The sequence below is a fragment of the Streptomyces atroolivaceus genome, assembly GCF_000717025.1.
GTDB lineage: Bacteria > Actinomycetota > Actinomycetes > Streptomycetales > Streptomycetaceae > Streptomyces > Streptomyces atroolivaceus.
Window position 1 is genome coordinate 709,485 of the sequence record NZ_JNXG01000002.1, and the last position, 13,236, is coordinate 722,720.

The window sequence follows — 13,236 nt, forward strand, 5'->3', positions numbered from 1 at the left end:
ACGTGATCGTTGCATTCTCCGCAACGGCCATTGCGCATATCGCTTAACGCTGTCTAACATCCGAGCCGATGCCGGGTCAATGGTGAGCACCGGCGCCCACGGCCGACCATGAGGAGCCCAGAGTGTCCGGACACGCAGCCAGGACAGCCACCGCGGACGTCGTCTGCCTCGGTGAGTCCATGGTGACGTTCCTGCCCTCGCAGCCGGGCCGCCTCGCCGACGTCCCCTCCTTCGGCCGGGGCATCGGCGGCGCCGAGTCCAACGTCGCCTGTGCGCTCGCAGCCGGGGGCCACCGGGCAAAATGGGTCGGCCGGGTCGGGGCCGACGGCTTCGGTGACCACCTCGTCGACACGATCGCCGACTACGGCGTCGACACCTCCGCGGTACGCCGTGACGCCGGACGCCCCACCGGTGTCTACTTCCGCACGGCGGCGGACCGGGCCACCGACACCCACGAGGTGGCGTACTACCGGGCAGGGTCCGCGGCCTCCGCGATGTCGCCGAGCAACGTCCCGTACGAGGACCTCTTCGCCACGCGCATCCTCCATCTGTCCGGCATCACCGCCGCACTCTCCGCCGACTGCCTGGCGCTCCTCCACGACCTCACCGCCCCCCGCGACGGCCGCCCGCTGATCTCCTTCGACGTCAACCACCGCCCCGGCCTGTGGCGCGACGGCGAGGCGGGTCCGGAGGTCCTGCTCGCCCTCGCCCGCCGCTGCGACCTCGTCTTCGTCGGCGAGGACGAGGCGGAAGAGGCCTGGGGCGTCCACGGCACCGAAGCGATCCGTGCGGTCCTCCCGGAGCCGGACGTCCTCGTCGTCAAGCGGGGCGCGGAGGGCGTCACGGTCTACGCGAGGACGGGCAGCGGCGCGGCGGACGACACCGTCACCACCGTGCCCTCCCTGCGCGTCGACGTCGTCGCCGCCGTCGGCGCGGGAGACGCGTTCGCCGCCGGGTTCCTCTCCGCCACCCTGCGCGACCTGCCCGTACGCGACCGGGCCCGGCACGGCCACCTCATGGCCGCCGCCGTCCTCACCGTCCCCGGCGACCTCACCGGCCCCCCGCCCCGCGCGTACGCCGACCGGCTCGCCGCCCTGGACGACGAGGCCTGGGGCACACTTCGTCTCGGCCCCGGCTGGACAGCCGCCCCCGGGGCGAACGAGGAGGTACGAGTCACATGAGCCAGACCGTCGACCGCGCGCTGAGCATCCTGCCGCTGCTCGCCCAGGGACCCGCCGACCTCGGCCAGGTCGCGATGCGGCTCGGCGTCCACAAGTCCACGGCGCTGCGCCTGCTCCGTACGCTCCACGAGCACGGGCTCGTCTACCGCCAGGAGGACCAGCGCTACCGCCTCGGCGCACGTCTCTTCGCTCTCGCGCAGGAAGCCGTCGAGAACCTCGACGTACGCGAGATCGCCCACAGCCACCTGGTCGCGCTCAACGAACAGTGCGGGCACACCGTCCACCTCGCGGTGTACGAGGAGAACGAGGTCCTCTACATCGACAAGGTCGAGAGCCGCTATCCCGTGCGGATGTACTCACGGATCGGCAAGCCCGTCGCGATCACGGTCGCCGCGGTCGCCAAGCTGCTCCTCGCCGACCTCGCCGAGCCCGAACGGCGCGCGATCGCCGAACGGCTCGACTACCCCATGTACACGTCCCGTTCGCTCCCGAACGCCGGTGCCTTCCTCAAGGAACTCGCCGTCGTGCGCGAACAGGGCTGGGCCACCGACCTCGGCGGCCACGAGGAGTCCATCAACTGCATCGGCGCCCCCATCCGGGGCGCGGACGGGCGGGTCGTCGCAGCCATGTCGGTGTCCGCACCGAACGTGGTCGTCACGGCCGAGGAACTCCTCACCCTGCTCCCGCTGGTGCGCCGCACCGCGGACACCATCAGCCGGGAGTACTCCGGCACCACCCCCACCAAGAAAGCCTGAACCGCCATGACCGAGAAGACCGCCCTCACCCCCAGCACCCACACCGCCCCGCCCGCCAAGTTCTCGCACGGCGTGAAGAAGGGGAACATCCTCCAGGTCGCCGGTCAGGTCGGCTTCCTGCCCGCCGTCGAGGGCCAGGCCCCCACCCCGGCCGGCCCGACGCTGCGCGAACAGACCCTCCAGACCTTCGCCAACGTCAAGGCGATCCTGGAGGAGGGCGGCGCGAGCTGGGACGACGTGATGATGATGCGCGTCTACCTCACGGACGTCGACCACTTCGCCGAGATGAACGCCATCTACAACGAGTACTTCGAGGAGCAGGGCCTCAAGGCCCCCGCCAGCGCCCGTACGACGGTGTACGTCGGCCTGCCCAAGGGACTGCTCATCGAGATCGACGCGCTCGCGGTCCTCGGCTGATCACCTGATCCGCCGGCCCGGCGATCCGCCCCCGGAGAGCCGGCCCACCTGAACCGCCCACCTCACGGCACGGCGCCCCACCCTTCCCCCGAGGGGCGCCGTGCCGCGCTCCCCCCTGCCCGAAGGGCCCCGTCACCAACGGAGTTGACCGCTCATGCTGCTCGCCGCCGCCCCCGCCCCCGAGGCGCCACCCCACACCGGTGGACTCCTCCTCCTGATCGGCGGTACGCCCGGTCTGCTGACCGTCGCCGCCCTCGGGATCGCGCTCCTGCTCTTCCTGATCATCAAGGTCCGGCTGCAGCCGTTCGTCGCGCTGCTCGCCGTGTCCATAGCCGTCGGCCTTGGTGCCGGTCTCTCCGTCACCGAACTCTTCGGCACGGTCCAGAAGTCGGCCGCCGTCTCGGTCATCGAGTCCGGCATGGGCGGCATCCTCGGGCACGTCGCGATCATCATCGGCCTCGGTACGATGCTCGGCGCGATCCTGGAGGTCTCGGGCGGTGCGGAGGTCCTGAGTGCCCGCCTGCTGAATCTCTTCGGCGAGAAGCGTGCCCCGCTCGCCATGGGCCTCACCGGTCTCATCTTCGGCATCCCGGTCTTCTTCGACGTCGGCATCTTCGTCCTCGCGCCGATCGTGTATGCCGCCGCCAAGCGCTCCGGCAAGTCGGTCGTCCTCTACGCGATGCCGCTGCTGGCCGGCCTCTCCATGACCCATGCGTTCCTGCCGCCGCACCCCGGACCGGTCGCCGCCGCGGGCCTCTTCAACGTCTCCCTCGGCTGGGTCATCCTGATGGGTGTCGTCGTCGGGATCCCGTCCGTCCTCGCAGCGTGGGGTTACGCCGCCTGGATCGGCAAGCGCGTCTTCGTCGAGGTACCGCAGGACATGGTCGAGGCGGCCGAGGAGTCCAAGGCCGCCGTCGTCGCCGAACAGCGCGCAGCCGGCGTCACCCCGCACGAGCAGCCCGTGGCGCTCGGCACCGTTCTCGCGATCATCGGCACCCCGCTGATCCTCATCCTGGCGGCGACGTTCTCGTCCATCGCGCTGGACCCCTCCACCCTGCGCTCCGTCATCGAGTTCTTCGGCAACCCCTTCGTCGCGCTGACGATCGCACTGTTCCTCGCCTACTACCTGCTGGGCATCCGGCGCGGCTGGTCCCGCAAGTCCCTCGAGTCGGTCTCCACGGCCTCGCTGAAGCCCGTCGGCAACATCCTGCTGGTCGTCGGTGCGGGCGGGATCTTCGGAGCGGTACTGAAGGGCAGCGGCATCGCCGACGCCCTCGCCGACACCTTCAACGACGTCGGCCTGCCGGTCATTCTGCTCGCCTGGCTGATCTCCGTCGTCCTGCGGGTGGCGCAGGGCTCGGCGACGGTCGCGATCGTCACCACCGCCGGCATCGTCGTCCCGCTCGTCGAGGGCCAGGACATGTCGCAGGCACACCTCGCGCTGATCATCATGGCGATCTCGGCGGGATCCATCTTCGCCTCGCACGTCAACGACGGCGGGTTCTGGATGGTCTCGAAGTACTTCGGCATCTCCGAGCGCGACACCCTGAAGACCTGGACGGTGCTGGAGACGGTCCTCTCGGTCGCCGGCTTCGTGGTCGCGGCGGCGCTGAGTCTGGTGATCTAGGGTCTCCTCTGCACCAGGCCAGCTCCCGCCCGGCCCGATCCGGGCGGGAGCCTGAGCCGGGCGGGGTCCTGGTCCGGGCGGGAGCCTGATCGGGCGGGAGCCTGGTCCGGGCGGGAGCCTGAGCCGGGCTGGGGTCCGTACGCCTCAGACCCACTTGGCGCAGAGCACCGTCCGGCCGTCGTCCACCTCGAAACGCCAGTACGACGTAGGGTCGTCCCGGTGCTGTGAGCAGTAGCCGGGCGGGTAGCTCGACTCCGCCCGCCAGCGGCCGGTGATCTGCAGGATCACGTCGTAGCCCTCGGGCACGGTGTCCTTGCCGCAGCTCCACACCGTCATGAGCCGGGCCCCCACCATCCGGTCGCCCTCGCGCTTGGACACGAAACACTGGCCCACGCGGAACTGGCGTTCCACACAGAGTGTGGTGCTGAACTCCGTCCTCGACCCGGAGTGGGTCCAGGACGACTCGCCGGAGCCGCTCGGGCAGTCGGAGGAGCTGATTCCGTCGTCCGTCGAGGTCACCCGGAGGTAGGCGTCGTCGGCATCGCAGCCCACGACCTGCGGGGTGTCGGTCGACCAGTCGCCGTACCCGTCGTCGTGGGCGGTGAGGCAGTCCCCTGACACCACCTCGCTGAAGGCCTGGTCCTCCGCGTCGGGCGTCGGCCCGAGGGTCGGTCCGGGCGCCTCGTAGCCGGAACCGGTGTCCGTGCCGGTGTGGGTGCCGGAGCCGCTCCCGGTGCCGGCGCTCGTGCCGGCACCGCTGCCGGAGCTCGGGTCGTTGTCGGACCCGCCGGTCTGCCAGAAGACCAGCGCGATGACGGCCAGGACCACCAGCCAGACCAGGGGGGAGGGCGTCTTCCCGGCCGGTGCGGGCGTGGGCCCGGGCGTCGGGGCCTGCGGCCTGCGGGACGCCGGGCGTGACGCCCCGGCCGGGGCGGAGGACGCTCTCGCTGCCTGCTGCCGTGCCATGGCCTGGGCGGCCCTGGTCCGGGCGGCCTGCTTCTCCGCCCGCTCCCGCTCCTTCCTCTCGGCCTTCTTCCGCTCCTTCTCCCGAAGCCGCTCCCGTTCGCGCTCGGCCTGCGCGCGCTCGGCCTGCGCGCGCTCGGCCTGCGCGCGCTGGGCTCGTTCCCGCTGGGCCTGCTCGCGCCCGGCCTGCTCGCGTTCCTGTGTGTACTCCCGGGTCAGGCCCGGCGACGGGACCACACCCGCGCGCTGGCCGACCGTGATCCCCTCGGGATCCGCGTCACCCGTACCGGTCCCGGCACCGCGCGCCAGGTCCCGCCCGTGACGCTCGTACGCGGTGATCAAATCCGTCCATCGCTGCGGCAGCCAACGGCCGCCGCCCTGAGTCACCGGGAGCCCGGCCGGCGACCGGTGGAAGCGTTCCAGCATCTCGGCCGGGACGGGCCGCTGCGCGGGATCGGCCGCCAGGCAGGGACGGATCAGCGTCGACAGTTCCTTGGGCAGGCCGTCGAGATCGAGCCGGCCCTGCTGCACCTGGGCCAGCAGGGCGAGCGTGTCGCTGTCCGCCCGGTACGGGGGCCTGCCGAGCGCCAGATGGAACAGGGTCGCCCCGAGCGAATACACGTCCGACGCCTCGGTCGACGGTTCGCCCCGGGCCTGCTCCGGCGAGGTGAACGCGATCGTGCCCAGGGTGACACTCGTCCGGGTGATGTCATTCGCGTGGGAAATGCCGAAGTCGATCACGCGTGGCCCCGGGAGCGGCAGCAGGATGTTCTGCGGCTTGAGGTCCCGGTGGATGATGCCCTCACGGTGCAGCGTGACCAGCGCCTCCGCGATGCCCGCGGCCAGCCACCGCACGGCCGAGGCAGGCAACACCCCCGCGGCGCGGACCAGCTCGGACAGGGACGGCGCGGCGATGTAGTCGATCGCCATCCACGGCCGCGCCGCCCGCGGGTCCGCCTCCCGCACCCGGGCCGTGAACGCGCTGTCGATGCGCTGGGCCAGTTCCACCTCGCGGGTGAACCGCCGCCGGTCCACCTCGCTGACCACACCCTCGGCGAGCAGCGTCTTCACGGCTGCCAGCCGCCCGTCGGCGCTCCGGGCGAGATAGATCCTCCCCATGCCCCCGGACGCCAGTCTCCCGAGCAGTTCGTATCTGCCGAGCGTTTCCGGATCCCCACTGCCCAGTGGATCAACTTGCGGGCCCGCCATGCCACTTCCCCCGTCCAGCGCCACACCGCCCAGCGTCCCACGGGGAGCCGTGCCGCGTACCGCCGCCTCCTGTCACGGAACGTCCACAGCTGTCCGCGACAGGAGAGGGCATGACGGCGGTATGCCGCGCCCCCTTGTGTGAACGGACACGATGCGCTTCGTTGATCGACATGGCGGACACAAGCGAAATCACAGAGGCGGGGGAGCAGGGCTCCCGGCCGCGCAAATCCAGCTGGCGCTACATCGGGCCCGGCATCGTCGTCGCGGCCACCGGCGTCGGAGCCGGGGACCTGGTCGCGACGCTCATCGCGGGAAGCAAGTTCGGCTACACCCTCATGTGGGCGGCCGTGATCGGCTGCCTCGTCAAGATCTCCCTCGCGGAGGCGGTGGGCCGCTGGCACCTCGCGACCGGCCGCACCCTCTTCGACGGCTGGCGCACCCTGGGCGGATGGACCACGGGGTATTTCGCGGTGTACGTGGTCATCTGGGGCTTCGTGTACGGCGCGACGGCCATGTCCTCCAGCGCCCTGCCCATCGTGGCGCTCTTCCCCGACGGGCCGGGCCTGAAGACCTGGGCGATCATCACCGGGCTGGTCGGTCTGGTCTTCGTCTGGTTCAACCAGTACGCCGTCTTCGAGAAGGTCATGACGGTCCTGATCGGCGTGATGTTCGTCGTGGTGGTCTACGTCGCCATCCGGGTGTCACCGGACGTCGGAGCCTCCTTCGCGGGACTGCTCCCCGTGCTCCCGGACGGCTCGCTGATCTACACGCTCGGGCTGATCGGCGGGGTCGGCGGCACCATCACCATGGCGGCCTACGGGTACTGGGTGAACGCCAAGGGGTGGTCCAACACCTCCTGGATGAAGGTGATGCGGATCGACAACCGGGTCGCCTACATCACGACCGGCATCTTCGTCGTCGCGATGCTCATCGTCGGCGCCGAGCTGCTGCACTCCTCACAGATCGCCCTGACCAAGGGTGACCAGGGGCTGATCGACCTCGGCCGGATCCTGGAGGACCGTTTCGGTGCGGGCACCGCGAAGCTGTTCCTGGTCGGATTCTTCGCGGCCTCGTTCTCGTCGCTCATCGGTGTGTGGCACGGCGTGAGCCTGATGTTCGCCGACTTCGTCGAGCGGATCCAGGCCGCCCGCAGCGGCGTGAGCGTGGAGAAGGCGAGCGGCGAGAAGGTCGGCCGGCAGCAGCGGTCCGTGCCCTTCCGCGCGTATCTGCTCTGGCTGACCTTCCCCCCGATGACGCTGCTGTGGCTGGACGAGCCGTTCGGGCTGGTCATCGGCTACGGGGTCCTGGGCGCGTTCTTCATGCCGTTCCTGGCCCTGACCCTGCTCTGGCTGCTCAACTCCGACCGCACGCCGCGCGAATGGCGCAACGGCTGGCTCAGCAACGGGATGCTGGGCGCGGCGGGACTGCTGTTCATCGTGCTGTGCGTCCAACAGGTGCGCGATCTGCCCTGGTGACGGCGGCGCACCCGTCCGTGACGCCGCAGCAGCGCCGCCGGGGGAGCGGCGGCGCTGCTGATCGTCGGCACGAAGGGGTCGCGCCCTACGGGGTCGCGGTCGAAGGGGCCACGGTCGAAGGGACCATGGTCGAAGGGACTACGGGAGTCCGTGGACGTGCGGGCCCACCGCGTTGGACCAGGCGTTGCCCGCGGTGGCGTCCCAGTTCGTGGACCAGGTCATGGCGCCGCGCAGGTCCGGGTAGGTCCTGGAGGGCTTGAAGGATCCACAGTTCGTGCCCTTGGTCAGGCAGTCCAGGGCGGCGTTCACGATGGACGGGGCGACGTAGCCGCTGCCCGCGCCGCGGGTGGAGGCGGGGACGCCGAGGCCGACCTGCGACGGGGCGAGGCCGCCCTCCAGCTGGATGCAGGCGAGCGCGGTGAGGAAGTCCACCGAGCCCTGCGAGTAGACCTTGCCGTCGCAGCCCAGCATGGAGCCACTGTTGTAGTACTGCATGTTGACGACGGTCAGGATGTCCTTGATGTTGAGCGCCGTCTTGAAGTACTCACCGGAGGTGGACTGCATGTCGATCGTCTGCGGAGCCATCGTGATGACGAGGCCGGGACCCGCCTTCGACGACAGGGAGCGCAGCGCCTTCGTCATGTAGGTGGAGTTGAGGCCGTTCTCGAGGTCGATGTCGACGCCGTTGAAGCCGTACTCCTGGATGAGCGCGTACACGGAGTCGGCGAAGGCGGTGGCGGAGGCGTCGTTGTTGACCGCGACGGAGCCCTTCTCGCCGCCCACGGAGATGATGACGTTCTTGCCGGCGGCCTGCTTGGCCTTGATGTCGGCCTTGAACCGGTCGACGGTGTAGCCGCCCAGCCCCGCCGAGTCCAGGTTGAAGGTGACGGCACCGGGCGTGGCCGTGGCGTCCGCGAAGGAGACGGCGATGATGTCGTAGTGCGCGGGCACGTCGCTGAGCTTCTGGACGGCGGCGCCGTTGTCGAAGTTCTGCCAGTAGCCGGTCACCGCGTGCTTGGGCACCGACGTCACCGGGCCGCCCGGGTCGGTGGCCTTCGCCGTGCGCCCGCTGACCGTGGCCGACTTGACGGACTCGCCGGCGGAGTTGGTCGCGCTGACCGCGAACTGGTACGCGGTGTCGGCGGCCAGGCCGGTCACCGTCGCCGAGGTGCCGGTGGCGGTGGTCGCCTTCGCGCCGTTCCGGTAGACGGTGTAGCCGGTGGCGCCGGAGACCGCGTTCCAGTTGAGGGTGACGGAGGACGTGGTCGTCGCTCCGACGGCCAGCCCGGCGGGGGTCCCGGGGATCGTGGGCTCCGGGTCCGTGCCGCCGCCGCCGTCCGGCCCGGTCACCTGGACGTCGTCCGCGACGTAGGCGGCCTGGCCGTACCAGCCGTGGGTGTAGACCGTCACCGAGGTGGTGGAGGGGCCGGTGGTGAAGCTGGTCCTCAACTGGGTCCAGCTGCTGGAGCCCGGCGACCAGGTGGAGACGTCGGTGGTGCCCGTGCCGCTCGCCCCGAGATAGGCGTAGCCGCCCTGCACCCAGGAGCTCAGGGTGTAGGTGGAGCCCGGTTTCACGGCCACGGTCTGCGTGCACCTGGCGTTGTCGTGCCCGGCCGGGGTGGCCTTGAGCGCGGAGGTGCCGCCGTGCACGGGGGAGGAGACCGTCGTGCCGCTGCCGCCGGAACAGGTCCAGTTGGCGAGGCCTGACTCGAATCCGGCGTTCTTGGCCACGTTGACGTCGGCCGCCTGTGCGGTTCCGACGAGTCCGGTGACGGCCAGTGCCGCGGCGGCGACGCCGGCGACGGCCCCGCCGAGGAGCGGCCGGACCCGGCGTCTTCTGTGCCTGATGCTGCCTGCGGAGCGTTCCACTTGCTGCCTCCGGTGGGGGAGTTGGGGGTGCTGGCGGGAACGGTGGCCACCGTTGGCCGATAAAACTGGTCCAGACCAATCAAGTTGTCAAGACCTCTGGTGGCAGCTCGTCGCATCCGCTCCCTGCGGCAGGCGATCCGGCGCCACGACTTCCGCCACCCGGACGCCAAGTCCCCTCGCGGCGGCGCCGCGCTCATCGAGCGGGGGCTGTACCCCGCGCTCATCGAGCGGGGGCTGTACCACCTCCTCCCGCCCTGCTGCCGGGAGTGCGGGAATATTCGCCCGATCCGGTCCGATCCGGAACCGGCCCGCGTGGCCGGCCGCAGCCGAGATCCGGGACCGGGTGGCCACGCAGCCGGCCGGGCGGCGGGTGTGCACCCGTGGTGGTGCGGGAGCCCCCGCCCGGACCCGCGGCTCCCCTTCCGCACGCGAATGCGCTGCCGCCTCTCCGGTGCGGGGTATCGAGAGGAGGCCGGACGAAACCAAGGGGTTTTCGATTAAACGTCTGCTGGTAAAGGATTTAACAACTGGTCGGCTCCGTCGATTCGGGGCCAAGGTTTTCGCGGGGACTCCTGTGTCCCGAACTACTGGGTGCCGAAAGGTGTTCTCTGCATCCGCGTACCTGGATAAAGTGCTCGAGCAGGAGCAGCACCGAGCAGGAGCGATTGCGGCCGGCGGTACGCGGCGGCCGGAGCCGAACGGGGAACAGCGTGCCGACCGCAATAGCAGTGACCAGCGCCGATCTGGTCCTACCGCCCACGGACCAGCAGACGCCGCCTGCGGCGCTCCTGCGGGCGCCCGGTGATCAGGGGCTGGACACGGCGCTGTCCGACATGCAGTTGCTGCTCGACCAGCACGGTTACGTGATCGCGGTGTATCCCGCCGGCATCGCTCCCGCCCACGAACGGCGCCTGCACACCATCCGATCCGTGCTGGAGAGCGACCGGATCGCCCTCCTCAAGGTGGACCTCCCGCCACTCGGGGTGGCCGTGCTGGTCCGGCAGCTGAGGCAGCTGTCCGTCTGCGACTTCAGCGCCGGTGTGGTGGCGTCGGCAGCCAGGCTGCTCTCGCACTACATCCACGCCGGAGCACTGCTGAACTCGGTGACCAGGCTCGACCGGGTCCCTGTCGGCCTGAAGGCCCACGCGAAGTCGTGGATGCCCGGCACGCAGTTCGGTGTGCTGGCCAACCCCAGCCCTCAGCTGATCAGGATCGGCCAGGGGGAACTGACCGGACCCGAGTTCGCGACACATCTGATCGTCGCCAAGGGGCAGTTGCAGTCGGACTGGGTGACCAGTACGGTCGCGCCGGCCTGGCAGGTCCAGGCGGTGCACGAAGTCGCGCCGCTCTCGGATTCACCGGGCTGGTGGGGAACCTCGAAGATGATCGAATTCGCCGCCTTCCTGCCCGATATCTCGGTCATCTACCAGCTGGTTTCCTCGGTCCGCAGGGAGGTCTGCACCTGGTGCGGAAATGAACTCATCGGTGACCGCTGCGGGTTGTGTTCCGCTCCGCTGAAGCCGCCGGAGAACCAAAGCAACGGTTCCGGTGTCCTGAACCAGGGAACGCCCATGGGGCACGGGTCGTAGATCACCGCACAGTGCTTCCCGGCCGAACTCCGCCGAGGCCGGACCCCGGCAGCCGGGCGAACGGCACACGCGTCCCGAGGCGGTTCGCCCTCCCGGCCCCCGGGACACAGTCCACCCGTCCACCCGCTCATCGGCCCCGACTCCCCAACGAGGTTGCTCCGCTCATGAACTCACGGCAACGCCGCGGCGTCATCCTTCTGCTCCTCTCGGTCCTCTGTGCCTTCGGTGCCTTCGCCGGTGTGCTGTCGGTGATCAGCGACGTCAATTCGAAGGTCGGGCCGGAGGTGACCGCCTACCAGGTGAAGACGGACATAGCGCCGTACACGGCTCTGAACCCGGGACAGTTCGAGAAGGTCGAGATGCCCAGGCGCTGGCTGTCCGAGAACGCGGTCACCGACCTCGCGGTCATCAACGGGAAGATCGCCGTCACCGCCCTCCGCCAGGGCTCCCTGCTCCAGGACGACATGGTCGTCCAGCGTCCCAGGGTGGAGAACGGCGAACAGGAGATAGCCATCATGATCGACGCTGCGACGGGTGTCGCGGGCAAGATCCGGCCGGGCAACCTCGTCAACATCTTCGCCACCTTCGCGGCCGAGGACGAGGGGGACAAAGCCACCTCCCGCGTCATCGTGCCCAACGCGAAGGTCATCGACGTCGGCCGGCTGACCGCTCTCGAGCCCCAGAAGGACGACCGTGGCGGCCCGACCGAGGCCGTGCCGATCACCTTCGCCCTCAACACCACCGACGCGCAGCGCGTCGCCTACGCCGAGTCGTTCGCCGAGCACGTGCGCCTGGCGCTCCTCCCCGAGAACAGCCCGACCACGCTCCGTCCGGGTGAGGGCAGCTACAACCTCGACGAAGACAAGAACAAGTGAGGGCCGGATGAGCACGAGAATCCTCCCGGCCGTCGGTGACGCCGACGCCGCCCGATCCATCACCACGCTGCTCAGCCAGCTCCCGGACGCGGAGCCGGCCGGACCGCTGGGTGACTCGACCTCGCTGCTCGACACCCTGGCGCGGCTCGCGTCCGAGTCGCTCGACGAACTGCCGGAGGTCGTGCTGGTCCACGAGCGGATAGGTCCGGTTCCGGCACTCGAGCTGATCCGGGAGGTGTCCCTCCGCTTCCCCGCGGTAGGGGTCGTGCTGGTCACCGCCGATGCGAGCCCCGGTCTGTATTCGGCCGCGATGGACTCGGGCGCCCGGGGCCTGGTGGGCCTGCCCCTCTCGTACGAGGAACTGGCGACCCGCGTGCAGGCGGCGGCGGGCTGGTCCGTGGGCGTCCGGCGGCATCTCGGTCAGGGAGCCGACGTCTTCACCGGGCCCGGCGGGACCGTGGTGACCGTGAGCGGGGCCAAGGGCGGTGTCGGGACGACCGTCACGGCCGTCCAGCTCGCGCTGGCCGCGAAGGCGTCCGGCCAGACGGTGGCGCTCGCCGACCTGGACCTGCAGTCCGGTGATGTCGCCTCGTACCTCGACGTGCAGTTCCGCAGGTCGATCGTCGACCTCTCCACCATCCAGGACATCTCGCCCCGCGTCCTCCAGGACGCCCTGTACAACCACGACACCGGGCTGGGGCTGCTGCTCGCGCCGGGGGAGGGCGAGCGCGGCGAGGAGGTCAGCGACCGGGTCGTACGTCAGATCATCAGCGCTCTGCGGCACCGCTTCGAGGTCGTGATCGTCGACTGCGGCACCCATATGAACGCGGCCAACGCCGCCGCCATCGAGATGGCCGACCGGACCCTGCTGGTCGTCACCCCGGACGTCGTCACGGTCCGGGCGGCGAAGCGCATGGTCCGGCTCTGGGACCGGTTGCAGATCCGCAAGGCGGAGGAGACCATCACGGTCGTCAACCGGTACACCCGCAACACGGAGATCCAGCCCCCGCTGATCGAGAAGATCACGTCCACGAAGGTGGCGCGCATCGCGATCCCCGCGAACTTCAAGGAGTTGCAGGGGGTCGTGGACGCGGGACGCATGCAGGATCTGGAGGCCAAGTCCACGGTGAAGCAGGCGATGTGGGGTCTCGCCGGGGACCTCGGTCTGGTGAAGAGTGCCGAAGGCGCGGACAAGCAGGGCAGGTTCAGAGGCGACCGGGGTGCGCTCGGTGGCCGCCGCGGACGTGCGAAGTAGGTCCGCTCACCGATGCCGAGG

The 13,236-nt window shown here is 70.2% G+C and carries 10 protein-coding genes; 8 read left to right on the forward strand and 2 right to left on the reverse strand.

Translation table 11 applies throughout. From position 1 onward, the window contains the following. Nucleotides 1-122: 122 nt before the first annotated feature. The 4 genes from OO67_RS06540 (at nt 123) to OO67_RS06555 (ending at nt 3,980) form a co-directional block, all read left to right on the forward strand. Nucleotides 123-1,181: a sugar kinase gene (locus OO67_RS06540; protein ID WP_033297917.1), complete on the forward strand. Its 1,059-nt coding sequence runs from the start codon at nt 123-125 to the stop codon at nt 1,179-1,181. Continuing rightward, nucleotides 1,178-1,936: an IclR family transcriptional regulator gene (locus OO67_RS06545; RefSeq protein ID WP_033297918.1), complete on the forward strand. Its 759-nt coding sequence runs from the start codon at nt 1,178-1,180 to the stop codon at nt 1,934-1,936. Before OO67_RS06540 ends, OO67_RS06545 begins: the two co-directional genes overlap by 4 nt. A gap of 6 nt (nt 1,937-1,942) precedes the next feature. Then, on the forward strand, nt 1,943-2,353 hold the full coding sequence (locus OO67_RS06550) for a RidA family protein (protein WP_033297919.1): 411 nt from the start codon (nt 1,943-1,945) through the stop codon (nt 2,351-2,353). A gap of 154 nt (nt 2,354-2,507) precedes the next feature. Then, entirely contained in the window at nt 2,508-3,980 is a 1,473-nt protein-coding gene (locus OO67_RS06555) for a GntP family permease (protein ID WP_033297920.1), read from the forward strand. A 144-nt stretch (nt 3,981-4,124) separates the two neighbouring features. Here the strand turns inward: OO67_RS06555 and OO67_RS06560 are convergent, their stop codons facing one another. Beyond that, nucleotides 4,125-6,152 (reverse strand): serine/threonine-protein kinase, encoded by a 2,028-nt coding sequence (locus OO67_RS06560; protein ID WP_078597671.1) that lies wholly within the window; start codon nt 6,150-6,152, stop codon nt 4,125-4,127. 170 nt (nt 6,153-6,322) lie between these two features. Between OO67_RS06560 and OO67_RS06565 the strand changes: the two genes are divergently transcribed. Continuing rightward, complete coding sequence (locus tag OO67_RS06565) at nt 6,323-7,627, forward strand: Nramp family divalent metal transporter (protein ID WP_033297921.1); 1,305 nt, start codon at nt 6,323-6,325, stop codon at nt 7,625-7,627. Between the two features lie 138 nt (nt 7,628-7,765). Here OO67_RS06565 and OO67_RS06570 read toward each other — a convergent pair whose 3' ends face one another. Next, complete coding sequence (locus OO67_RS06570) at nt 7,766-9,496, reverse strand: chitinase (RefSeq protein ID WP_033297922.1); 1,731 nt, start codon at nt 9,494-9,496, stop codon at nt 7,766-7,768. Nucleotides 9,497-10,224: 728 nt separating this feature from the next. On the opposite strand from OO67_RS06570, the gene OO67_RS06575 reads away from it, so the two are divergent. From OO67_RS06575 to OO67_RS06585, 3 genes are all read left to right on the forward strand, one after another. Next, the gene (locus OO67_RS06575) at nt 10,225-11,085 is read left to right on the forward strand and encodes a hypothetical protein (RefSeq protein WP_033297925.1); all 861 of its coding nucleotides are present in this window, start codon (nt 10,225-10,227) and stop codon (nt 11,083-11,085) included. A 164-nt stretch (nt 11,086-11,249) separates the two neighbouring features. After that, a complete protein-coding gene (cpaB, locus tag OO67_RS06580) occupies nt 11,250-11,960 on the forward strand; it encodes a Flp pilus assembly protein CpaB (RefSeq protein WP_033297927.1) in 711 nt (236 codons plus the stop codon). A gap of 7 nt (nt 11,961-11,967) precedes the next feature. Further along, nucleotides 11,968-13,215, forward strand: coding sequence for a CpaE/TadZ family protein (locus tag OO67_RS06585; RefSeq protein WP_033297929.1), 1,248 nt, complete (start codon nt 11,968-11,970; stop codon nt 13,213-13,215). Nucleotides 13,216-13,236: the final 21 nt, after the last annotated feature.

Bases quoted from the DNA above. Each gene is read 5' to 3' on its own strand.
- OO67_RS06545 (WP_033297918.1), top strand. From the start codon at position 1,178: ATGAGCCAGACCGTCGACCGCGCGCTGAGCATCCTGCCGCTGCTCGCC.
- OO67_RS06550 (WP_033297919.1), top strand. From the start codon at position 1,943: ATGACCGAGAAGACCGCCCTCACCCCCAGCACCCACACCGCCCCGCCC.
- OO67_RS06555 (WP_033297920.1), top strand. From the start codon at position 2,508: ATGCTGCTCGCCGCCGCCCCCGCCCCCGAGGCGCCACCCCACACCGGT.
- OO67_RS06560 (WP_078597671.1), bottom strand. From the start codon at position 6,152: ATGGCGGGCCCGCAAGTTGATCCACTGGGCAGTGGGGATCCGGAAACG.
- OO67_RS06565 (WP_033297921.1), top strand. From the start codon at position 6,323: ATGGCGGACACAAGCGAAATCACAGAGGCGGGGGAGCAGGGCTCCCGG.
- cpaB (WP_033297927.1), top strand. From the start codon at position 11,250: ATGAACTCACGGCAACGCCGCGGCGTCATCCTTCTGCTCCTCTCGGTC.
- OO67_RS06585 (WP_033297929.1), top strand. From the start codon at position 11,968: ATGAGCACGAGAATCCTCCCGGCCGTCGGTGACGCCGACGCCGCCCGA.